The sequence below is a fragment of the Coprococcus sp. HPP0074 genome (assembly GCF_964238105.1).
Classification (GTDB): domain Bacteria; phylum Bacillota; class Clostridia; order Lachnospirales; family Lachnospiraceae; genus Faecalimonas; species Faecalimonas umbilicata.
In genome coordinates this window covers 266,766-289,792 of record NZ_CAXSKS010000003.1, presented here as the reverse complement: position 1 = coordinate 289,792, position 23,027 = coordinate 266,766, and the positions used below count along the sequence as shown (strand labels likewise).

Annotated in this window: 21 protein-coding genes, 1 tRNA gene, 1 pseudogene and 2 riboswitches; of the genes and pseudogenes, 6 read left to right on the top strand and 17 right to left on the bottom strand. The window is 45.1% G+C overall.

Features of this window, described 5'->3' with window-relative positions; all coding sequences use genetic code 11:
* Positions 1 to 14 precede the first annotated feature (14 nt).
* Both hydG and hydF read left to right on the top strand, forming a co-directional pair.
* Positions 15 to 1,436, top strand: coding sequence for a [FeFe] hydrogenase H-cluster radical SAM maturase HydG (gene hydG / locus ACESPO_RS05855; RefSeq protein ID WP_009263050.1), 1,422 nt, complete (start codon positions 15 to 17; stop codon positions 1,434 to 1,436).
* An 86-nt stretch (positions 1,437 to 1,522) separates the two neighbouring features.
* Positions 1,523 to 2,740 carry a [FeFe] hydrogenase H-cluster maturation GTPase HydF gene (gene hydF, locus ACESPO_RS05850; RefSeq protein ID WP_009263051.1) on the top strand — a complete coding sequence of 406 codons (1,218 nt, stop codon included), beginning with the start codon at positions 1,523 to 1,525 and terminating at the stop codon, positions 2,738 to 2,740.
* 212 nt (positions 2,741 to 2,952) lie between these two features.
* Here the strand turns inward: hydF and ACESPO_RS05845 are convergent, their stop codons facing one another.
* Positions 2,953 to 3,966 (bottom strand): PTS sugar transporter subunit IIC, encoded by a 1,014-nt coding sequence (locus ACESPO_RS05845; RefSeq protein WP_009263052.1) that lies wholly within the window; start codon positions 3,964 to 3,966, stop codon positions 2,953 to 2,955.
* Between the two features lie 87 nt (positions 3,967 to 4,053).
* Positions 4,054 to 4,173: riboswitch (glycine riboswitch) on the bottom strand.
* Positions 4,174 to 4,268, bottom strand: a riboswitch (glycine riboswitch). It abuts the riboswitch before it with no gap.
* A gap of 314 nt (positions 4,269 to 4,582) precedes the next feature.
* On the opposite strand from ACESPO_RS05845, the gene sdaAB reads away from it, so the two are divergent.
* Together sdaAB and sdaAA are read left to right on the top strand one after the other, a co-directional pair.
* Entirely contained in the window at positions 4,583 to 5,251 is a 669-nt protein-coding gene (gene sdaAB / locus ACESPO_RS05840; RefSeq protein WP_009263054.1) for an L-serine ammonia-lyase, iron-sulfur-dependent subunit beta, read from the top strand.
* Positions 5,252 to 5,262: 11 nt separating this feature from the next.
* Positions 5,263 to 6,138: an L-serine ammonia-lyase, iron-sulfur-dependent, subunit alpha gene (gene sdaAA, locus ACESPO_RS05835; RefSeq protein WP_009263055.1), complete on the top strand. Its 876-nt coding sequence runs from the start codon at positions 5,263 to 5,265 to the stop codon at positions 6,136 to 6,138.
* Positions 6,139 to 6,249: 111 nt separating this feature from the next.
* Here the strand turns inward: sdaAA and ACESPO_RS05830 are convergent, their stop codons facing one another.
* Complete coding sequence (locus ACESPO_RS05830) at positions 6,250 to 6,711, bottom strand: Lrp/AsnC family transcriptional regulator (RefSeq protein ID WP_009263056.1); 462 nt, start codon at positions 6,709 to 6,711, stop codon at positions 6,250 to 6,252.
* A gap of 290 nt (positions 6,712 to 7,001) precedes the next feature.
* Here ACESPO_RS05830 and ACESPO_RS05825 point away from each other — a divergent pair, with 290 nt between their 5' ends.
* Positions 7,002 to 8,387 carry an aspartate ammonia-lyase gene (locus ACESPO_RS05825; RefSeq protein WP_009263057.1) on the top strand — a complete coding sequence of 462 codons (1,386 nt, stop codon included), beginning with the start codon at positions 7,002 to 7,004 and terminating at the stop codon, positions 8,385 to 8,387.
* A 128-nt stretch (positions 8,388 to 8,515) separates the two neighbouring features.
* Here ACESPO_RS05825 and ACESPO_RS05820 read toward each other — a convergent pair whose 3' ends face one another.
* From ACESPO_RS05820 to ACESPO_RS05760, 13 genes and pseudogenes are all read right to left on the bottom strand, one after another.
* Positions 8,516 to 9,256 (bottom strand): NAD-dependent protein deacylase, encoded by a 741-nt coding sequence (locus tag ACESPO_RS05820; protein ID WP_499788595.1) that lies wholly within the window; start codon positions 9,254 to 9,256, stop codon positions 8,516 to 8,518.
* A gap of 5 nt (positions 9,257 to 9,261) precedes the next feature.
* Positions 9,262 to 9,723 (bottom strand): MarR family winged helix-turn-helix transcriptional regulator, encoded by a 462-nt coding sequence (locus ACESPO_RS05815; protein ID WP_009263059.1) that lies wholly within the window; start codon positions 9,721 to 9,723, stop codon positions 9,262 to 9,264.
* 61 nt (positions 9,724 to 9,784) lie between these two features.
* Positions 9,785 to 10,858 carry an NAD(P)H-dependent flavin oxidoreductase gene (locus ACESPO_RS05810; RefSeq protein WP_009263060.1) on the bottom strand — a complete coding sequence of 358 codons (1,074 nt, stop codon included), beginning with the start codon at positions 10,856 to 10,858 and terminating at the stop codon, positions 9,785 to 9,787.
* Between the two features lie 47 nt (positions 10,859 to 10,905).
* Positions 10,906 to 12,627, bottom strand: a complete 1,722-nt coding sequence (locus ACESPO_RS05805; protein WP_009263061.1) for an acetyl-CoA carboxylase carboxyl transferase subunit — start codon at positions 12,625 to 12,627, stop codon at positions 10,906 to 10,908.
* Between the two features lie 12 nt (positions 12,628 to 12,639).
* Positions 12,640 to 13,980 carry an acetyl-CoA carboxylase biotin carboxylase subunit gene (locus ACESPO_RS05800; protein ID WP_317343899.1) on the bottom strand — a complete coding sequence of 447 codons (1,341 nt, stop codon included), beginning with the start codon at positions 13,978 to 13,980 and terminating at the stop codon, positions 12,640 to 12,642.
* Positions 13,981 to 13,996: 16 nt separating this feature from the next.
* Complete coding sequence (gene fabZ / locus ACESPO_RS05795) at positions 13,997 to 14,425, bottom strand: 3-hydroxyacyl-ACP dehydratase FabZ (protein WP_008976647.1); 429 nt, start codon at positions 14,423 to 14,425, stop codon at positions 13,997 to 13,999.
* A 4-nt stretch (positions 14,426 to 14,429) separates the two neighbouring features.
* Positions 14,430 to 14,966: an acetyl-CoA carboxylase biotin carboxyl carrier protein gene (gene accB, locus ACESPO_RS05790; RefSeq protein ID WP_120106352.1), complete on the bottom strand. Its 537-nt coding sequence runs from the start codon at positions 14,964 to 14,966 to the stop codon at positions 14,430 to 14,432.
* Positions 14,967 to 15,015: 49 nt separating this feature from the next.
* Positions 15,016 to 16,251: a beta-ketoacyl-ACP synthase II gene (fabF, locus tag ACESPO_RS05785; RefSeq protein WP_009263064.1), complete on the bottom strand. Its 1,236-nt coding sequence runs from the start codon at positions 16,249 to 16,251 to the stop codon at positions 15,016 to 15,018.
* 18 nt (positions 16,252 to 16,269) lie between these two features.
* The gene (gene fabG, locus ACESPO_RS05780; RefSeq protein ID WP_349160284.1) at positions 16,270 to 17,058 is read right to left on the bottom strand and encodes a 3-oxoacyl-[acyl-carrier-protein] reductase; all 789 of its coding nucleotides are present in this window, start codon (positions 17,056 to 17,058) and stop codon (positions 16,270 to 16,272) included.
* 73 nt (positions 17,059 to 17,131) lie between these two features.
* Positions 17,132 to 18,079 carry an ACP S-malonyltransferase gene (fabD, locus tag ACESPO_RS05775; RefSeq protein WP_009263066.1) on the bottom strand — a complete coding sequence of 316 codons (948 nt, stop codon included), beginning with the start codon at positions 18,077 to 18,079 and terminating at the stop codon, positions 17,132 to 17,134.
* Positions 18,072 to 19,013 (bottom strand): annotated as a pseudogene (gene fabK / locus ACESPO_RS05770) (enoyl-[acyl-carrier-protein] reductase FabK); the annotation flags it as partial. The pseudogene fabK and the gene fabD, both read right to left, overlap by 8 nt.
* Before the next feature lie 25 nt (positions 19,014 to 19,038).
* Entirely contained in the window at positions 19,039 to 19,257 is a 219-nt protein-coding gene (acpP, locus tag ACESPO_RS05765) for an acyl carrier protein (protein WP_008976653.1), read from the bottom strand.
* A 117-nt stretch (positions 19,258 to 19,374) separates the two neighbouring features.
* On the bottom strand, positions 19,375 to 20,304 hold the full coding sequence (locus tag ACESPO_RS05760; protein WP_349160285.1) for a beta-ketoacyl-ACP synthase III: 930 nt from the start codon (positions 20,302 to 20,304) through the stop codon (positions 19,375 to 19,377).
* Positions 20,305 to 20,442: 138 nt separating this feature from the next.
* Here ACESPO_RS05760 and ACESPO_RS05755 point away from each other — a divergent pair.
* Positions 20,443 to 20,525: transfer RNA gene (locus ACESPO_RS05755), tRNA-Leu, on the top strand.
* A 103-nt stretch (positions 20,526 to 20,628) separates the two neighbouring features.
* Here ACESPO_RS05755 and ACESPO_RS05750 read toward each other — a convergent pair.
* Both ACESPO_RS05750 and ACESPO_RS05745 read right to left on the bottom strand, forming a co-directional pair.
* Positions 20,629 to 21,825: an MFS transporter gene (locus tag ACESPO_RS05750; protein WP_499788590.1), complete on the bottom strand. Its 1,197-nt coding sequence runs from the start codon at positions 21,823 to 21,825 to the stop codon at positions 20,629 to 20,631.
* 96 nt (positions 21,826 to 21,921) lie between these two features.
* On the bottom strand, positions 21,922 to 22,812 hold the full coding sequence (locus ACESPO_RS05745; RefSeq protein ID WP_499788589.1) for a helix-turn-helix domain-containing protein: 891 nt from the start codon (positions 22,810 to 22,812) through the stop codon (positions 21,922 to 21,924).
* Positions 22,813 to 23,027: the final 215 nt, after the last annotated feature.

The following is a 23,027-nucleotide window of genomic DNA, read 5'->3' as shown; positions in this document are numbered from 1 at the left end:
GGAGGAACATCACCATGTACGATGTCAGATCAAAAAATCCAGAGGAATTTATCAACCACGAGGAAATTCTGGAAACCCTCTCCTATGCAGAGGCAAACAAACATAACGTGGAACTGATCGACCAGATCATTGCAAAAGCCAAAGAACGAAAAGGGCTCTCCCACCGGGAAGCTGCCGTTCTTCTTGACTGTGATATCGAAGAGAAAAATGAAGAAATTTATGCACTTGCAGAACAGATCAAAAAAGATTTCTACGGAAACCGTATCGTCATGTTTGCGCCGCTCTATCTGTCCAACTACTGTGTCAACGGATGTACTTACTGTCCGTACCATTTAAAGAACAAGCATATCGCAAGAAAGAAACTGACGCAGGAAGAAGTCCGTCAGGAAGTGATCGCGCTCCAGGATCTCGGTCACAAACGTCTGGCGCTGGAGGCCGGGGAAGATCCTGTGAACAATCCGATCGAATATATCCTCGAATGTATTGACACCATCTACAGCATCAAACATAAAAACGGAGAAATCCGCCGTGTCAATGTCAATATTGCGGCAACAACGGTAGAAAATTATCGGAAACTGAAGGCAGCAGGAATTGGAACTTACATTTTATTCCAGGAAACCTATCATAAAAAAAGCTATCTGGAGCTGCATCCGACCGGACCAAAACACGACTATGACTACCATACTACCGCGATGGACCGTGCAATGGAAGCAGGTATTGATGATGTCGGAATCGGTGTGCTGTTCGGTCTTGACAAATACCGCTATGAATTTGCAGGACTTCTGATGCATGCAGAACATCTGGAAGCTGCATACGGTGTGGGTCCTCATACGATCAGTGTGCCGCGCTTATGTCCAGCCGACGATATTGACACAAATGATTTTGACAACGGGATCAACGATGATATTTTTGCAAAACTTGTGGCATGCATCCGCATTGCAGTGCCTTATACCGGCATGATCGTATCTACCCGCGAGAGTCAGAAATCCCGCGAGCGTGTTCTGCACCTTGGAATCTCCCAGATCAGTGGCGGCTCCAAGACAAGTGTAGGCGGATATGCAGAGCCGGAACCTGAAGAAGAAAACTCTGCACAGTTTGACCTCAGTGATACAAGATCACTCGATGATATTGTCAAGTGGCTGATGGAAATGGGATACATCCCAAGCTTCTGTACTGCCTGCTACCGGGAAGGCCGCACCGGCGACCGTTTCATGTCTCTTTGCAAATCCGGTCAGATCCAGAACTGCTGCCAGCCAAATGCACTGATGACACTGAAAGAATATCTGACAGACTATGCTTCTCCTGCGACAAAAGAAGTCGGAGAAAAACTGATTTTAAAAGAACTGGAGCAGATTCCAAATGAGAACGTACGCGCAATCGTTATTGACCATCTACGCGCGATTGAAGAAGAAAATCGGAGAGATTTCCGTTTCTAGCATCTCTCAAACGTACCGCTTTGGTCCCTGATACTTTTTCTTTGTAACACGATACTCTACTTATCATGGAAAGGACTATAACTGACATGAGTTTAAATGCAACCCCTTCCTCTGAACGCCTACATATCGGAATCTTCGGGAAACGAAATGCCGGAAAATCCAGCCTGATCAACGCACTGACCGGTCAGAATCTCGCAATCGTCTCCGACATCAAAGGGACAACAACGGATCCGGTATTAAAATCCATGGAGCTTCTCCCGCTTGGTCCTGTCGTACTCATCGACACTCCGGGACTTGATGACCACGGACCACTCGGAGAGCTGCGCGTTCAGAAGACCTACCAAATGTTAAATAAGACCGATATTGCCATCCTTGTTGTGGATGGCACCATCGGGATGACGGAGGAAGATCTCGCTCTTCTGGAACAGATCCAGAAAAAACAGATTCCCTATGTCATCGCATTCAATAAATGTGATCTTTGCCCGGCTAGCGAATCCCAGATGCCAGATACGACTACAGACACCTCGAAAAACGGATCAGCTATTTCTATCAGTGCTGCCTCCGGATTTCAGATTTCTGCACTCAAAGACCTGCTCGGCGCAATCCAGCCAAGCGAAGAAACAAAACTTCCGATCGTCAGCGATCTGCTCTCCCCCATGGATCTTGTGATCCTCGTGATTCCGATCGATGCCTCTGCACCAAAGGGACGTCTGATCCTTCCACAGCAGCAGACCATCCGGGATATTTTGGATCATCATGGGCGTGTGCTCTGCGTACAGGATACGGAGCTTCGCCAGACATTAGACGAACTGTCTGTCAAACCACGAATGGTCATCACCGACAGTCAGGCTTTTGCTCAGGTAGACCGACAGACGCCAAAAGATATCCCTCTTACTTCCTTTTCAATCCTGTTTGCAAGGCATAAAGGGAATCTTTCCACTGTCGTAAACGGCGCCCACACTTTGGATTCTATTTCTGACGGAGACAAAATACTGATTTCCGAGGGATGCACGCACCATCGGCAATGCGAAGATATCGGCACTGTGAAACTTCCACGCCTGATTCGCAGCTATACAAACTGTGAACCGGAATTTCACTTTACAAGCGGCACAGAATTTCCAGCTGATCTATCCCCATATAAGCTGATCATCCACTGTGGTGGCTGTATGCTCAATGACCGCGAGATGAAATACCGGATTGCCTGTGCCGAAGATCAGAATGTCCCAATCACAAATTACGGGATTGCGATCGCACAGATGAAAGGGATCCTTTTCCGCAGCATTGAATTATTTGATCTCTCTTAGTATTTTATAGTACAACAAACATCTTTTTCATATTTTGTGCAATACAAAAAGAAGAAACATCGTCGCCTCTCCCCAGAGGTTTCGCGGTTTCTTCTTTTTACATATTTGCCTCTTTTTACTTTATGCCACTTTTCTCCCTATGTTTACGGATTGCAAAAAATAGGCCTGCTCGTTCTGTACGGATTACTTCTCTTCGGTATCTCTCCGATTCCCTATCCTTCCATGTGTGCGTCAGATTCTGCGTAATGCTTTTTGAAAATATGTCCTCCCACATATCCTGCCAAGGTCCCGCCTGCCACACCGATGGCTAATGCAAGGATTACTTTTACCGGTGAATTGAACGCAAATGGTGCGATCAATCCCGGAATCGGTGATGCTGTTCCCGGCGCATTACATACAATTCCAAGTAGGGACGCTCCAATACCTGCAATTCCTCCACCAAAGAAATTAGATCCATAAATTGGGATCGGGTGTTTCGTCACAATGTGAGCCTGTGTCAATGGCTCTACCATAACTGCGATCGTACTGCTCTTATCCCCTAATTTGAGCATTTTGAAAATCATTCCGTTTGTAAATGCCCCACCGACACATGCGATACATGCAATTCCCATCGGAAGTCCGGTCAGTCCAAGCATCGCCGTCAACGCCATAGAACTAAGCGGTGAGGTACAGATCATTTTCATCAAGCCTCCGAGCATAAATCCCATCAATACCGGTGACTGATCTGTCGCTGCTGTGATCATAGATCCTATGTGTTCCATCGCTGCATTTACAACTGGATCGGAAATATATGCAATTCCTCTTGCCAGCGGTGCCACACAGAGCGCTCCGACAATCACATCCAGCCCTGTCGGTAAATATTTCTCAAGAAGCGGTGCAACAAATCCAACTACATATCCTGCAATAAATCCCGGTAAAATTCCATATCCTCCCAGCGCTGCCCCCGCAACAACTGCGTATACCGGATTTACTCCCATCATGATCGGCACCATGATCGCTGCTGCAACTCCACCTAAGCTTCCGGCTGTACTTCCTACTTCACCTAGAAAGCTGACTCCCAGTAAGTCACCCGAAATATATCTGTGTACTGCCTCCACAAGAAATGTAGCCACCGCTGCACTTGCCATTCCGGACATCGCCTCTGATCCTTTCGGTGCCTTCATACTAAACAGCGAAAATGCCGCCAGTGTGACTAACAACAACCCTAACCCTGATATTACTGCCATTCTTTTGCCTCCTCTTTCTTTTGCAGTTCCTGTTCCCGGAAAATGCGAACAAAAAAAGACACAGACAAACAAAGCACGCCTATACTTTTGTTCATCTCTGTCCTCGAACCTGAAAGTTTCCTTATGTTTTACTTCAATTATCATTCTTAACTTCCGTATTTCATAAGTTTCTTCTTCGGTACGCATACTCGCGTTCTCCAGAGAGCTCGTCCAAATTCAATCCTTTTGCCTGAGAGCTTTGGTACTCCTTTCCCCTTCGGCGCCACATCGGTTTCCCGTGTAGTCTCTCTCGAATTTATCATCCGACTCTATAAACATATTTACATTCTATATACATGTGATGATACTGTCAATCAATTTTCCCTCCCACTTCGTCTTTTTGTATATTCTCCATAGTTTTAGCTATCCTATTTTGGTTATTTTACCATATCCTTTTTGTGCTATCCGACGATTTTTTCACTCTCTTTTTACACTTTTGGAATCTGATCCTCTTTTCTATCCTTGGAACGGTTCCTCGTAATCTCTCAACAAATTCTGCTCCCGGTTCTTTATTTTCCTGCTCCTTTTATGCTATACTATAAGTAGTTATGCAAAAAATCTCTCAGGAGGATAGTTTATGAACTTTTTAAGTATATTTGATGTGATTGGCCCTAACATGATCGGTCCTTCCAGTTCACACACGGCCGGCGCCGTATCGATTGCACTTCTCGCAAGAAAAATGTTTCCGGAAGAAGTGAAAAAAGTAACGTTCACCCTTTATGGCTCTTTCGCCAAAACTTACCACGGACATGGAACCGACCGTGCGCTGCTGGGGGGAATTCTCGGTTTTTCTACCGATGATGAACGGATCCGTGATGCGTTTTCCATTGCAACCGAGCGAGGTGTGGAATACGAATATATCATTGATGAGAAAACGATGACGAATCACCCAAACACTGCCGACATTGATCTTATAGGCGTGACCGGGCATACCTTATCGATCCGCGGCGAATCGATCGGAGGGGGCAAGATGAAAATTGTCCGGATCAACCAGATCGATGTAGAGTTCACGGGAGAATACAGCACCCTCATCGTCAGTCAGACAGACAAACCTGGCGTAGTAGCCCACATTACCCAGTGTCTGAGCGAAGAAAATGTAAATATCGCATTTATGCGTCTCTTCCGCGAGGATAAAGGCGCCAATGCATTTACCGTTGTAGAATCCGATGAGACGATTCCATCGTCTGTATTAGAGAAAATCAAAACACATGAGCATGTATCTGATCTGATGCTCATTCAGATGTAGGAGGAGACATTATGGATTTTTATTCAGGACAAGATTTATTAGATTTATGTCAAAAAGAAAAGATATCAATCTCTTCTGCCATGAAGCAGCGCGAGATTACTATGGGCAGTCTCTCTGCCGAAGAAATTCAGGCAAAACTGGAGACGGTGCTTGCCATCATGAAAGATTCCGTTCATAAGCCTTTAAAAGAACCAGTCCGCTCCATCGGCGGTCTCCTCGGCGGAGAAGCGAAGAAAGTAGCAGATCATTCCTCCTCCCCAAACAGTGTATGTGGTTCTATGCTATCAAAAGCAATTGCTTACAGTATGGCTGTTCTTGAAGTCAATGCTTCCATGGGACTGATCGTTGCAGCACCAACTGCCGGTTCTTCAGGCGTGTTGCCAGGTGTCCTGCTCGCTCTGGAGGAAGTACATGCCCTTCCGGATAACAGCATTTACGACGGTCTTCTAAATGCAAGCGCGATTGGTTATATCTTAATGCGAAATGCCTCTGTCTCCGGTGCGGAAGCCGGATGTCAGGCAGAAGTAGGCGCGGCCTCTGCAATGGCTGCCAGCGCTGTCGTTGAAATCATGGGGGGAACTCCTGAGATGTGTCTTCACGCTGCAAGCTTTGCACTTTCCAATCTACTCGGACTCGTCTGCGACCCAATTGCAGGTCTTGTAGAATCCCCATGCCAAAGCCGGAATGCGATCGGTGTCGCAAATGCAATCACCTGTGCAGAGCTCGCATTAAGTGGTGTGAAACATCCGATTCCATTTGACGAAATGGCAGAAGCTATGCACCGTGTCGGGCAAAGCCTTCCATTCGAACTGCGGGAAACAGCTATGGGCGGATGCGCCGGAACTCCAACCGGATGTGCGCTTGGATGCAGTATTTGCGGAAAATAGAACTAGATTTTCTGAAAAAGGCAGTTACAAAATGATTTTTTCCATTTTGTAACTGCCTCTTCTATTACAGACGCCTTATATATTCTTATCTTTTTCTATTCCTTCTGAAGACTATCCTTTTTTCTTCGACTCCTCCTGCTCAAGCGGACCTATACTCCTTGCACTTACAATCGAAGAAAATACGATCTGTGTCTGTGTCTTTCCATATTTCTGAAGCGTTCCAACAAACCGATCTAATTCCATGGTACTTGGGAACAGTACTTTGATCAACATAGAGTAGGCTCCTGTAATATGATTGCACTCTGCCACATTCCGAACCCCCCGGATAAATTTGCAAAATCCATCCTTTTGTTCCGGTTTTAACTCCATATTGATAAATGCAGTAATATGGTATCCCATCTTCACCGGATCTGCGATCATTGTATATCCACAGATGACATTCTCCCGCTCCAATCGCTCTACCCGCGCTGAAACTGCAGGAATAGACAAGTGTACTTCCTGTGCGATTGCCTTCAGTGGTATTCTCGCATTCTTCTGCAGCATATTCATGATCTCTCTGTCTATCTGATCCATCATCCTTCCTCCTTCCTGCCATTATAGAGAACTTCTCAAAGAATTACAATCCTTTCTACTAATTTTGCCAAAAACTTTCCCCTAAATCTTTCTTAAAAAAATAAAGTTTTTATCGTTTCATATTAACATTTCTAACTACTTATACTTTATTTTTTCTTTCTTTTCACACTTTTTCTCTTCTCCTTTTCTCCTTTCTCTGCCCGTGTTATATATAAGTCAGAAGAAATTTGTCTGTAAGTATATGTTACCAGCAGACAGCATTTTGAAAGAGATTACGGAGGAAAGAAACTATGAAAACAAGATTAGAAGCTGATTCTATAGGTATTTTAGAAGTCCCTGCTGATGCGTATTATGGAGTACAGTCCCTTCGCGCCAAGCACAATTTTCCCATTACAAGCAGACCACTCCATCCGGAGTTTATCAAAAGCATCGTCATTTTAAAGAAGGCTGCCGCACTTACAAATGAAAATGCGGGCGAACTTTCCAGCGAAGTGTCCGAAGCGATCTGCACTGCCTGCAACGAAATTTTAGAGGGGAAACTTTTTGATCAGTTCATCGTAGATGCCATTCAGGGTGGTGCCGGAACTTCTGCAAATATGAATGCTAACGAAGTTATTGCTAATCGTGCTGACGAATTACTTGGCGGAACAAAAGGTTCCTATCAGCATGTACATCCTAATGACCACGTCAATATGGCTCAGTCTACAAATGATATCATTCCAAGCGCCGGAAAACTAACTGTATTAAAACTGCTTCTTCCTCTTTTCAGAGAACTGGAACGGCTTTTGAATGCACTGTTAGAGAAATCAAAACAATTTGACCACATTTTAAAAATGGGACGTACACAGCTTCAGGATGCTGTGCCGATGCGACTCGGTCAGTCTTTCCATGCTTATGCTTCCGTGATCCAAAGAGATATCCATCGTCTGGAAAACGCTCAGAAAGAAATGTACCGCCTGAATATGGGGGGAACTGCCATTGGAACTGCAATCAACGTCAGCCACTCCTATTTACAGCACATCTGCCCGAAAATTGCAGAACTGACTGGACTTCCGTTCGTATCCGCAGATGACTTGTTTGATGCGACACAGAATCTGGACGGATTTGTGACGGTCTCTTCCTCTTTAAAAACTTGTGCCGTCAACTTATCCAAACTTTGTAATGACCTTCGCCTTCTGAGCAGTGGTCCACGCACTGGTTTTGCCGAAATCACGCTCCCGCCAAAACAGAACGGTTCCTCGATTATGCCTGGAAAGATCAATCCAGTCATTCCGGAAGTCGTATCTCAGGTCGCATTTAACATTATCGGTAATGACTGCACGATCACGATGGCTGCGGAAGCGGGACAGTTAGAATTAAATGCCTTCGAACCGGTCGTCTTCTATAATTTATTTGAATCGATTGAAACCTTGACATCAGCAGTACAGACTCTGACAGATAACTGTATCCTTGGAATTACCGCAAATGAGAAGCACTGCGAAGAATTAGTCGATGCAAGTGTTGGAATCTCCACTGCATTATGCCCAACGATCGGTTACAAACCTTCTGCTGAGATTGCGAAAGAATCTTTAAAGACTGGAATTCCGGTTCGCAAACTCGTCATCGAAAAAGGGCTTCTATGCCCAAGTGAAGCAGATGTGCTGCTTAATCCATTTACGATGACCGAACCACAATAATCTTTGCACTCTAGAAAAATATGACACAAAATTATAAGAAGGATTTGGCAAAATTCCAAATCCTTCTTATGTTACATTCTTATATGAAAAAGAATGGAGATATTCCCCGCCAGATGAATCATCTCAATTTACAGCTGAATCTGTGCAAATACTTCCCCGATTGGCCTGCGGATACAAAGATCTTCCTCCACAGTTCTCGCTGTCTCACTTTTATTAATGACCACAAGATATTTTCCACGGAAATAATCAATAAATCCAGCTGCCGGATAAACAACAAGGGATGTTCCCCCGATGATCAGCATATCTGCCTCGCTGATCGCCCGGATCGCACGCCGGATCACACTGCTGTCCAAGCCCTCCTCATACAGAACAACATCCGGCTTAATGATTCCTCCACAGATACATCTCGGAATTCCTTCTGCTTCCTTCACGGTGGCTGCGTCATAGAACTTTCCACATTTCTGACAGTAATTTCTATGAATGCTTCCATGCAGTTCCAGCACCTGTTCACTCCCCGCTTTCTGGTGCAAACCATCGATATTCTGCGTGATCACCGCAGTCAGTTTCCCCACATGCTCCAACTGTGCCAGCTTTTCGTGGGCTGGATTCGGCTTCGCCTCCAGAAACATCATTTTCTCCTTATAAAATTCATAAAATGCCTCCGGATTGCGCACAAAGAAACTATGGCTCACAACCTGCTCCGGGGTATACTTATAATTTTGCTGATACAGCCCGTCTGCACTTCGGAAATCAGGAATCCCACTCTCCGTAGATACCCCTGCGCCGCCGAAAAATACAATTTTTTGACTTTCATCGATCATCTGCTGTAACCGCTCTATCTCGCGTCTGCTTTCCTCTTCCACGAGCATTCCTCCTATTCCTTTTTCTCTCCCTGCTCAATCGGATATTCTCTAAAAAATTCCGACAATTTATCCAGTGTCTTTAAAAGCACCGGCAGTTCCTCTTCCCCGAGACAATTGATCACTGCCTCTGTCATCTTCCGGTGGAATTCCTGATGGTGATAAAATGCCCGCTCTCCCTTTTTGGTCAGACGGATATGAACGACACGCCTATCCTGCTCACTCCGCTCTCTGACCGCATATTTCTTATTCACAAGACTGTTCATCGATGTCGTAAGTGATCCTGCGGTAATATTCAGTTTTTTTGCAATCACAGACATCGTACTTCCTTCCCCCAGCCCGATTGCTTCGATGATATGCATGTCATTGTTACTGATATCTTTGTATTCTTCTGTGATGATCGCCTTTTCTTCCAGCTCCCATATTTCATTAAACAAATGAACGAGAACATGATTGATTGTTTCATATGTATTCACTGTCTCCGGCTCCTTTACCAACATCTTGTTTTTGTCTGCTGCCGACATTCTTATGTTGATATTATACACACGGATTCATCAAAGAAGCAATGACTTCTTTCACGGTTTCTATTTTTTGTGCCCGGTAAGCATATGCTCCACAAAACAGCAGCGCATGTTCAATATCGCCCTTTGCCGCCGCGATCAGCGCATCCGTAATACAATAAGGAATCTCCTGCGGTCTGCAATTTTTAATACATCCATGACACGGACTGTGAGGGATCTGCTCCCCCGCTATCACTTTCTTCATAAACGAGTTTAAAATCGCACGTCCCGGCATTCCCACCGGACTTTTCACAATAACGATATCCTCTTCTGTTGCATTTAAATATGCTTCTTTATATCGTTGATCGGCATCACATTCTTTTGTTGTCACAAATCTTGTCGCCACCTGTACACCATCCATACCAAGTGAAAGTGCCCGATTTACATCACTGTGATTCTCAATTCCACCTGCCAAAAACAGAGGAATCTTCTTTCCATAGCGCTCTTCGTATTCTCGGACAACATTCTTGATCTTTTTGATTTCCCCGGCATAAGTTTCTACATCATAATATGCAATCTGTTCTTTTGTAAATCCGAGATGCCCTCCGGCAGACGGTCCTTCGATCACAAGCACATCTGCCGTTCGCTGATATTTCTTATCCCAATATTTCAGAATGACTTTCGCTGATTTTTCCGTAGAGACAATCGGTGCAATCTGTACGCTGCTCCCTGCCACATATTTCGGAAGTTCTGTCGGAAGGCCTGCACCCGAAATGATCAGATCTGTTCCGGCGCAGACAGCCTCCCGGACATAGTCTTCATAATGGCGCATCGCTACCATGATGTTAAATCCAATAATCCCATCCGGCGAGATTGCCCTTGCTTTCTCCATCTCTTTTCCAATTGCACGCAAATTTGCCTTTCTTGCATCTGTGTCAAAATCGGGCTCCTGATACCCTATCTGCGCTGCTGAAATGATACCAACCGCACCTTCTTTTGCCACGCTCCCGGCCAGTCTTCCAAGACTGATCCCGACTCCCATTCCTCCCTGGATGATCGGGACTTTTAACTGCTTTTCCCCAACTCGTAATCCTTTTTCTTCTAACTTCATACCTGATACCTATCTCTTTGCTTACTCATTTTCGATGTGTATTTCTCTTACAGTCTCCGGAATCTCTGATATCTTCTTTCTGTGCGCTCTGACTCTTCCATTCCCTGATACGTTTTCAAAAATCTTCTGATATGCTCTCGAAGTTTCTCTGTCACCGGGGCAAATGTCTCACTTGTGAATGCTTCCGGTTCTGCAAAAACCTGTTCTACAATTCCTGCCTCATACAAATCTTTTGCAGTCAGTCTCATAACTTCCGCGGCTTCTTTTGCCCGCTTACTGTCTTTCCACAAAATTGATGCAAACCCTTCCGGTGATAAGATCGAGTAGATTGAATTTTCCAGCATCCACACCTCATCTGCTGTCGCCAGTGCAAGTGCACCGCCGCTTCCACCCTCCCCGATGATCACAGAGAGGATTGGAACTTTGAGCGCAGACATCTCATAAATATTTCTTGCAATTGCCTCTCCCTGTCCTCGCTCTTCTGCCTCCAGGCCGCAAAATGCCCCCGGTGTATCGACAAAACAGAGAACCGGACGATGAAATTTTTCCGCCTGCTTCATCAGGCGCAATGCCTTTCGATACCCCTCCGGTGACGGCATTCCAAAATTCCTCGCAATATTTTCTTTTGTCGTTGTCCCTTTTTCCTGTGCGATGACCGTGACTGGTTCCCCACAGAACTGTGCAATCCCGCCGACAACCGCCTTGTCGTCTCCAAAAAGACGGTCTCCATGCAGTTCCACAAAATCATCAAACAACTCCCTGATGTAGTCAGATCCAACCGGGCGATCTTTTTTTCTGGAAACCTGTACACGCTCCCACGGTGTCATTTCCCGTATCTGACACAGTTTCTCCTCTTCTTTCTCGCTTTGCTTTTTGTTCTGCATCTCCTCTTCTTTAGTCTGCGCAGTACGATCTGGTTGGCCCGGATGTAATTTCAAGATTTTTCCCAAGGTTTCCCGCAGCTTTTCCCGCTCTACAATCTGATCAATGAAGCCATGCTCTAAAAGAAACTCGGCCCGCTGAAAGCCCTTCGGAAGTTTCTGTCCGATCGTCTGTTCAATAACACGAGGACCCGCAAAACCGATCAGCGCATTTGGCTCTGCTAAAATCAAATCCCCAAGCATCGCAAAGCTTGCGGTTACGCCTCCGGTCGTCGGATCGGTAAGCACCGAGATATACAGATGTCCCGCATCACTGTGACGTTTTAATGCCGCTGCCGTCTTTGCCATCTGCATTAAAGAAAAAATCCCTTCCTGCATTCTCGCCCCACCGGAGCAGGCAAAGAGAATGACTGGAAGTTTCTCTTTTGTCGCACGCTCTACTGCCCCCGCGATCTTTTCGCCGACAGCCTCCCCCATACTTGCCATGAGAAATCTTCCGTCACAGACTCCAAGTACAACTTTCCTTCCTTCAATCTCTGCCTTTCCGATCACAACTGCCTCATCAAGTCCGGTCTTTTCCCGCACATTCTGTAATTTTTCTTCATACCCCGGATATCCCATGGGATTTCCATCTAAAATTGCTTCCTCCCACACTTCAAAACTATCCGGATCTACGATTGTCTCAATTCTTCTCCATGCATCCATACGAAAGTACGCATGACACTTTGGACAGATATAATATCCTCTTCTGACATCCTCCGCGATGATTGCAGCTTTACAGTTATTACATTTTCGCAAAAGCCCTTCCGGTACTTCCGGCTTTCTTCCTTCCGTCAGGGAAATATAATTCTTTCCACCGGTTTTCTTAAACATATTTTTCAGCTTCATGTCTTTTCACTCCTACCTCTGCCATTTAGAGATAAATTCAATATCAATCTTTCCGGATTGATAATCCGGATGATTCATAATTTCATACTGATAATCAATATTCGTGTCAATTCCTTCGATGATCACTTCGCCAAGCGCAGTACGCATTTTGCTGATCGCCTGTTCTCTTGTATCTGCATGTACGATCAGCTTCGCCAGCATAGAATCATAATATGCCGGAACTGTATATCCGCTGTAAATCGCCGTGTCAATCCGCACACCCTTTCCGCCCGGCAGATAAAGATCTGTGATCGTACCCGGAGATGGGCGGAAATTTTTGTCCGGATTTTCCGCATTGATCCTGCACTCAATCGCATGCCCGGAAAGCTTGATGTCCTCCTGCCGGTAAGATAGAGGCAGTCCGGATGCAATCCGTATCTGTTCCTGGATCAGATCGATTCCGGTCACCCACTCTGTCACCGGGTGCTCCACCTGAATCCGCGTATTCATCTCCATAAAATAGAACTGACCATCTCTTTCCAGAAGAAATTCAATGGTTCCTGCATTGGTATAGCCTGCCGCCTTTGCCGCCTGCACTGCCGCCTGTCCCATTCTACTGCGAAGTTCCTCATCAATCACCGCAGACGGTGACTCCTCAATCATCTTCTGATGATTTCTCTGAATCGAACAGTCACGCTCTCCCAAATGGATTGCGTTCCCGTAACAATCTGCCAGAATCTGAAATTCAATATGACGTGGATTTCTCACAAATCGCTCAAGATACATCGTTCCATCTCCGAATGCCATCTGTGCTTCTTTCTGAGCCGTCTGAAAGCTTGCCGCAAATGTCTCGCGGGTTTCTGCCACACGCATTCCCTTGCCGCCGCCTCCAAGCGCCGCCTTGATCATTACCGGATAACCGATCTCCTCTGCAATTTCAGCGCCATGTGAAACGTCTCTTACTGCTTCCTTACTTCCCGGAATGACCGGAACACCCGCTTCTATCATTGTTCTCCGAGCCTGTGCTTTATTCCCCATTTTTTGAATCACTTCAGAGGAAGGACCGATAAACGTAATGTTGCATTTCTCACACAGTTCCACAAATTTACTGTTCTCCGATAAAAATCCAAATCCTGGATGAATGGCATCTGCCCCGGATACTAAGGTGGCACTGATGATCTGCTCCATATTCAGATAGCTTTCCGAAGATTGTGCCGGTCCGATACAGATTGCTTCATCTGCAAGCTGTGTATGAAGCGCCTCCTCATCTGCCTGCGAATACACTGCAACTGTCTCAATTCCCATCTCCCGACATGCCCTTATAATACGCACCGCGATTTCTCCGCGGTTCGCGACTAATACTTTCTTTATCATAGTTCCACCCTTTTTCCTATCCTACCATAAACGTCAGCTCTGCAGTCGCTGCGATTTTCCCATTCACACTTGCGACTGCCTCACCAATTCCAAGCGGTCCTTTCTGTCTGATGATTTTTGTTTCCAGTTTCAATTGATCTCCCGGAATCACTTTCTCACGAAAGCGACATTTCTGGATTCCTCCGAAATAAGCTGTTTTGCCTTGATTTTCCTCCATGCTCAAAATGGCTACAGCTCCGACCTGCGCCAGTGCCTCCACGATCAATACCCCCGGCATCACCGGTTCTTGTGGGAAATGTCCTTTAAAAAATTCCTCCCGATAACTCACACATTTATATCCGACCGCATATTTCCCCGGCTCATAATCTTCTATGTAATCAATCAGAAGAAATGGATGGCGATGTGGAATAATCGCTTCTATTTCCTTTACATTCAATCGTTTCATCTCTCTACTTCCCTTCTACAATTCGAAACAACGGTTGTCCGTAAGAAACCGCCTCTCCATTTGCCACATAGATTTCTGCCACAGTACCTGCAAAATCGCTTTCAATGTCATTCATCAGCTTCATCGCCTCCACGATTGCAAGCATCTGCCCTTTCTGAACAATATCGCCCACTTTCACATAAGGCGCTTCTCCCTCTGCCGGAGCTTCATAAAATGTTCCGACAAGCGGTGAGGTCACAATCGTTCCTTCTGGTTTCTCCTGAACTCCCTCGCAGTTCTGTTCCAGATTCTCTTGCTTCTTTTCTTTCTGCGAATCCAATCTGTTTGCCTCTTCCTCTAACATTTTCTTCCCGGAAGTTGCATTTCCAGAGAAACTGATCTGACTTTCCATATCTCCTTCTGCAGTTATACCGGTATGGCATCCAGTCCTTCTTTCTCCTTTTCTAAGAGAGAGCTTCACTCCCTTTTCTTCATACTTAAACTGTGTCAGTTCCGATACAGACACCGCCTGAATCAGCTGTATTAACTGTTCTGTTTCCATTTCTTGTACCTCTTTTCCCAATGACTTTCTGAAAGCGAATCCAATCGTACTAATGATACTTTCTGATCAGAAGTGTTGCATTATGTCCGCCAAATCCAAGCGAGTTACTCATCGCACAGCACACTTCCTGTCTGACAGGCGCACCGAGCACATAATCAAGTGTGCACTCTTGATCTGCCTCCGTAGTTCCCACAGTCTGATGGATAAACCCTTCTTCTATGGATTTGACACAAGTAATAAATTCCACAGCGCCTGCCGCTCCGAGCAGATGACCGATCATCGATTTTGTAGAATTGATCTTAAGTTTATGTGCTGCCTCTCCAAATGCAGCGATCACTGCCCTTGTTTCAAACAAGTCATTGTGGTGGGTGCTTGTTCCATGTGCATTGATATAATCCACCTCTTCCGGCGCAATTCCTGCCTCCTCCATCGCAAGCTGCATTGCCTTTTGGGCGCCGCTTCCATCTTCCGCCGGAGAAGTGATATGAAATGCATCGGCAGTACAGCCATATCCGATGACTTCTGCGTAGATTCTCGCTCCTCTTGCCTTTGCGTGTTCTAATTCTTCAAGCACAACAATGCCCGCTCCTTCTCCGAGTACGAATCCGCTCCGTTCCTTGTCAAACGGGATGGAGGCACGAAGTGGATCTTCTGTTGTTGTCAATGCAGTCAATGCCGTAAACCCTGCAACTCCGGTCGGACAGATGCAGCTCTCACTTCCACCTGCAAACATCACATCTGCATCGCCATACTGGATTGCCCGGAACGCATCTCCAATCGAATTGGTTCCAGATGCACAGGCTGTAACAACACTTGTACATTTTCCCTTAGCTCCAGTGTGAATCGACACGTTTCCTGCTGCCATATTGGAGATCATCAATGGCACCATGAGCGGATTGACTCTTGCCGGCCCTTTTTCCAGTATCTTTTCATACTCTTTCTCGACTGTGGCAAGACTTCCGATCCCAGATCCTACGATAACTCCTACCCGATACGGATCCTCTTTTTCCATCTCAAGTCCGGCATCGGCACAGGCCTCTTTTGCCGCCGCCACTGCATACTGGGAAAATAATTCCATTCGTTTTGCTGCTTTAAAATCCATATGTTCTTTTGCGGAAAACCCTTTCACTTCCGCCGCAATCTTTACTTTATACTCAGCTGTATCAAACTTTGTGATCGGCCCGATCCCGACTTTCCCCTCTTTGATTCCATTCCAGAATGTTTCCACATTATTGCCGATCGGAGTCACTGCTCCTAATCCTGTCACAACTACTCTTCTTTTCATGTCGTTCTCCCTCATTTTCTACATTGCCATTCCGCCGTCCACACAGAGTACCTGCCCGGTAATATATGCCGCTTCTTCTGTAGCAAGAAATACTGCCGCATGTGCAATATCTTCCACTGTCCCGAAATGCCCCATCGGAATCTGTGTCACCACCGTTTCTCTTACGCGATCGGAAAGTTTTTCTGTCATATCTGTTGCAATAAATCCAGGTGCAATTGCATTCACTGTAATATTTTTTGCCGCCAGCTCCCGCGCTGCCGCTTTTGTCAGCCCAATCACGCCTGCTTTTGACGCAGAATAATTTGTCTGCCCTGCATTTCCCATTACACCGGAAACAGAGGACAGATTGATAATCCTTCCACTTCTCTGCCGGATCATCTGTCTTGCCGCAAATCTCATACAGTGAAAGCTTCCTTTCAGATTTGTATCCACCACACTGTCAAAATCATCCTCAGACAGCTTCATCAACAATCCATCTTTCGTAATTCCCGCATTATTTACAAGAATATCCAGCCTTCCAAACTGTTCGATCACCTTTTTGAAAAATGCTTCGCATGCCTGAAAGTCAGATACATCGCACTGCATGATGGCTGCTTCATTTCCTTCTTCTTCGATACACTTCTGTACTTCCTGCGCTCGCTCTTCCGATCCGTTATAGTTGATCACAACCATTGCTCCTTTTCGGGCAAGTTCCAGAGCGATTGCACGTCCAATCCCACGAGAAGCTCCAGTCACAACCGCAACTTTTCCCGCAAAAATTTCTTTCTGTCCATTTCTTTCCTGATTTTGTTCTTCTTTTCTATCCATCTTTTTTCGTACCAGAGAATGCTATCCTCTCTGCTTCCTTTCTGTCAGATTCTGCCAGGCGCTTTCCTTCCCATTAAAGTTCTCCACATAGATTTACTGCCGAAGCTACTTTATCCACATCTTCAATACAACTAATGTTCATAACCGTGACCGTTCGATTGATCTTCTTTAAAAAGCCTGCCAGTGTCTTTCCCGGACCAATCTCTATAAATGTATCTACACCATCTTCGATCATCCGCTCCATACTCTGCTGCCATCTGACAGAGGCCGCCACTTGCTCCTTCAGCAGTTCTTTTGTCTTACAAATATCTGTGATCGGTTCTGCTGTCACATTTGTCACATATGGAAGTTCCAGCTCATGGAAGTGGATCTGGTCAAGCACCTCGGACAGTTTTTCTCCTGCCTCTTTTAACATCGGCGAATGAAATGGACCACTCACATTTAGCGGAAGTACTCTCTTGGCACCACACTCCAATAGCTTTTCTTTTGCCGCATCCACACTGTCCGTTTCCCCGGTGATCACCACTTGTCCCGGGCAATTATAGTTTGCGACCGTCACTCCCTTGATCTCCTCTGTTACTTTCTCGATCTGCTCTGCAGAAAGTCCTAGAACTGCTGCCATTGCACCAACTCCCGTCGGCACTGCCTCTTCCATAAGGACTCCTCTTTTTCGTACTGCCCAGACTGCGTCCAGATCAGACATTCCGCCTGCTACTGCGATAGCACAGTATTCCCCTAGACTTAAACCCGCCGTTACATCTGCACGAACACCCTTTTCTTCCAAGGTCCTTGCCATCGCAAGACAAGTGGTCACAAGTGCTGCCTGTGTGTAAGCTGTCTGGTCTAATTTATCATTCTCATCAAAACAAAGAGTTCTGATGTCTATTTCCATTTCTTCTTTTAGCCTCTTAGATGCAGCATCATAAATTTCTGCTGCCCTCTGGCTTTGTTCATAAAAATCTTTTCCCATACCAGTCTTCTGTGCACCCTGTCCCGGGAAAATAAATGCTATTTTACTCATAAAGCTTCGCCCCTTTCAGACACGCTTCCGCCTCGCTCATCAGTTTTTGAACCAATTCCCGACAGCTGAATTCCTCTTTGACAAGACCTGCACTTAATCCTGCCATCAGACTGCCATTGACTACATCTCCTTCCACGACTGCCTTTCTAAGCGCTCCAAGCGTAAGCTTTTCTAATTCTTCAAAAGAAGCTCCTTCTTTTTCCAGCCGAAGGTATTCTTTTGTCATCTGATTTCTCAGTACACGGATTGGATGTCCGGTACTTCTTCCTGTTACTTTTGAATCAATATCTTTCGCTTTGATAATACATTTCTTATAATTCTCGTGCACCACCGACTCCTTTGTCACGACAAAGTGTGTGCCAACCTGCACTGCGGATGCCCCCAGCATCAAGGATGCTGCAACCCCGCGCCCATCTGCAATTCCTCCCGCTGCAATGACTGGGATGGATACTGCATCGGCAATCTGAGGAACGAGTACCATCGTCGTGTTTTCTCCGATATGTCCCCCCGCCTCAGAACCTTCTGCCACAACCGCATCTGCGCCGCACCGTTCCATTCTCTTTGCCAACGCGACGGATGCCACAACTGGAATAACTTTGATGCCCGCATCCTTCCACAGTTTCATATATTTTTCCGGATTTCCTGCGCCGGTCGTCACAACCTTCACACCTTCTTCCGCCACGACTTTCGCTACTTCATCGGCATATGGACTCATCAGCATAATGTTGACTCCAAACGGCTTCTCTGTTCGCTCTTTCACCTTCTGGATCTGCTCCCGCACCCATTCTCCCGGCGCGCTCGCTGCTCCGATCAATCCCAGACCTCCGGCTTCGGATACAGCGGCTGCAAGATGATGCTCTGCAACCCATGCCATTCCTCCCTGAAGAATCGGATATTCAATTTCAAGTAGTTTTGTCACATCTGTTCTCATACGGACACCTTTCCTTTTCCTGTCTTTTTTATTTCTCTAAGTATGCAACAACTGCTCCGATTGTTGTCAGCTGTTCTAAATCCTCTGTCGGAATCTCTCTTCCAAATTCTTCCTCAAAAGCCATAACCATCTCAAATAAGTCAAGGGAATCTGCTCCCAGATCTTCCTTAAAAGATGACTCTGCAGTCAATGTACTTACATCTGCTCCTAATGAATCTGCTACAATTTCTTTTACCTTTTCTAACATAGTGAATATTCTCCTTTTTCTCTTACATGCAGATGGTCTGCATGCGTTTTTCATTTTTTCATTTTATTTGTAATCCGGCAGAAACATCTTTCATTTCTCCGGGAATTACCCTTTTTATTACCACTCAATCAATGTGGCTCCCCAGGAAAGTCCTGCTCCAAACCCTGCCAGCACAATCTTCTGTCCTTGTTTCAGTACACCTGATTGCTTCAGCTCAGCAAGCAGGATTGGAATACTTGCCGAGGAAGTATTTCCATACTCCTGAAGGTTCATTGGGAATTTTTCTACTGTAAGTCCAAGCCTCCTTGCAACTGCCTCTACAATTCTCTGATTCGCCTGATGCAGGATAAAATAATCGATATCTTCCGGTGCAAGCCCCTCCTTCTCTAACAATTCACTGATACATAGAGGCACTTGTCGGACCGCAAATTTAAATACCGCCTGTCCATCCATATGAATATAGTCTGCTCTACTGCCACAGGAGAGCGCCTCCCCCTGTGCCCCGTTTGAATGGAATACCATCGACGGAAAATCGCCCTCTTCTGCCTGAAGTATAGCGGCTCCTGCTCCGTCACCGAACAAAATACAAGTACTCCTGTCTGTCCAGTCCACAAGCTTAGACAAACTCTCGGTTCCTATAACAAGTGCGCATTTTGCAAGTCCCGCTGCAATATAAGTCTGCGCAGTATTGTAAGCAAATAGAAATCCTGTACATGCTGCATTTAGATCAAAACAGACTGCATGTTTCGCGCCAAGTTTCTTCTGCACCTCACATGCGGTACACGGAAGGACTACATTCGAAGAAATCGTCGCTACAATGATCAGATCAATTTCCTCTGCATGGATCTTTGCATCTTCCAGCGCCCTCTCGGAAGCTTTCCATGCCATCGTGACCGTTGTCTCTTCTTCTGATATAATATGTCGTCTTGCGATCCCGGTCCGTTCCCGAATCCATGGATCACTCGTATCCACAAACTTCTCTAAATCATAATTGTCATAATAGTTCTCCGGCACATACGAGCCGGTTCCTGTCACTCTTCCTACCATTGTTTTACTTTTTCTTCCTTATTATTTTGTTTTAAAATATTTTGATATTCAAAGTATATCACAATAATCAATTTTGTCAACATTTTTTTATTTTTCTCTTGCTTTTTCATTTTCCATATGATAAAATACATTTTGTTAGCGGAAATGTCGGAATGGCAGACGAGCTAGATTCAGGTTCTAGTGTGGGTTACCACGTGTGGGTTCAAGTCCCATTTTCCGCATACATTTGAACAGAGATAAAATCATTGGGGCACTTTCCTTTCGGAAGGTGCCCCAATGATTTTATCTCTCAAATTTTCACTTTAAAACGGCATGCCTTTTTGGCTATGCCGTTTTTTCTTTCCTCTTTCCTTTCAGCTGTACAGCCAATCCGACAATCAGTATCAGTGGAAATACAGTCGCAGCAAACAATCCCACTTTGAGATTCCCGCCAAACATATTAGAAATATTTCCTACCATTGCAGGACTGATCGTAGCGCCTAAATCTCCTGCCAGAGCTAAAAATGCAAACATTGCCGTGCCCCCCCTTGGACACTTCTGTGACGAAATACTGATCGTTCCCGGCCACATAATTCCAACCGAAAGTCCGCAAAGGGCACAGCCTGCCAATCCGATCATTGGTGTTGAAGACAGAGATGCCATCAAATAGCATATTACGCATAACACACCACATGCCAACATTGTTTTAGTCAAGTCCAGCTTCTCGCTCATTTTTCCATATACTATTCGGGATATTCCCATAAATACCGCAAACAGGCAAGGCCCCGCCAAATCACCAACCGTTTTAGAAACACCCATCGCAGATTCTGTAAACGAAGATGCCCATTGAGCCATAGACGCTTCAGATGCACCGGAACATACCATAAGCAATATCATCAACCAGAACAACGGCAATCTAAGCAATTGGCTGATCCGCATACTCTTTCCATCTTCCACTAAACGTTCCATCGGACAAGAGATGAAATTGAATGCATTATATAACGGCACCACTGCCCAAATCATTGTAAGTATCTTCCAATTTTCTACACCAAATACTGTAAAAAAGAGAGTGGAACCTAAAATCACGCCTACAGCCCCCCAACAATAAAAGGAGTGTAGTAAACTCATCATCCCATCTTTGTTTTCAAAAGGACAAGCTTCCACAATCGAGCTTACTAATACTTCAATAAGACCACTGCCCATAGCATAAAGGATGACTGCAATCAGAATACCCGCAAAGGAAACAGGAAGCAGTTCAGGCAGAATAGCCATTGAAACAAGCCCTGCTGCAGATAACACCTGAGACGAAACTACACAGGTACGGTATCCTATTTTGTCAACAAATTTTGTGGCAGCAAGATCAATCAGTAATTGTGTGAGATAGAATACCATCGGAATCAGCGCAATCTTTTCAAATCCAATTCCATAAGTGTTCTTAAACGTCAAAAATAACAGAGGAGTGAAATTGGCAGATATCGCTTGGGTAACAAAACCGAGATAGCAAGCTATAAGTGTTTTTTTGTAGTTTTTTTGTTTTGTCATAACTGCTCCTTTAAAATGAATGTAATATTATAGTCGGATTGCATTATATCATCATATCCAATCAAAACAAAGGCACAAAAGACCCAAATAAAAGCACTATTTACCCAAAGCACGATATTGTCCCGGTGTATACCCATAGGTTTTCCGAAACTGACGGCTAAAGTAGTGTACCGAATTAAAACCACAGGAATAACTGATTTCTTGAAGAGACCGCGTTGTATCTTTTATAAGTCTGTGTGCAACTTGAAGTCGATGCTGAATCAACGCATCCACTGGAGAACATCCTACATATGCGTTAAAGCAACGTCCCGCTTCGCTGCGGCTGATACTGGCAGATCGGGCAATCTCTTCCAGTGTGACGGCTTCTGCATAATGCTCCCGGATATACGAGAGCATCTTTTGGATGCGTATTTGAGTATTGATTTGGATGCGTGTATTTTCTGTTTTAGGTAATTCATCAAAATTCGAAAAGATGCATTGAAATATACTGCTAAGTTCGCGTTGCACAGCCATTTCGTAACATTGCCTTTGTTCAGACATCAGACCGTAAACATTTTTAACCAACTGATTCACTTCATTGTGCCAACTATTTTTTTGATCAAACACAATAAAAGGCAAAGCATCACAGTTTGCGACAGGTTGAATATATTTTTGATAAATATCACTAGTTTCAGATGCAATTAAAGCACCCGAAAAGACAATATTCGGCATCGGATCAGGAATATCGCCAGATAACTGCTTGATTCCATGCAGGATATTTCCATTAACCAATATACTGTCACCTGCTTTCAGTATCACATGATGTTGCCCAACTTGAAAGTCCAGCACACCACTTACCGCAGTGGCAATTTCAAAATCAGGATGCCAATGTAAAGGTCCTGCCCAGTTGGGAAGCGCAGCAAGTTCATCACAAAAATATGTAATAGGAAATTTTTCAACACCATGGGGAATTTGTTCTCTCAGTTGATAATCAAGTATGATCGCCATAGTTTATCGCTCCAATTCTATTTATTTCCGATTGTACACAGATAGAGAGGACACACCCTCTTTCGTAATCCAGTATGTCCTCTCTATTATAAGAGAAACTCTTCTCCAAAAGTCAAGCAGTTTTCTTTCCTTATACACTGATTTCTCTAGCGCAAAGAAACAGGCACTTAAGATTGTGGGAAGAAATCTTAAGTGCCCCAAGTTTTTTCATATTT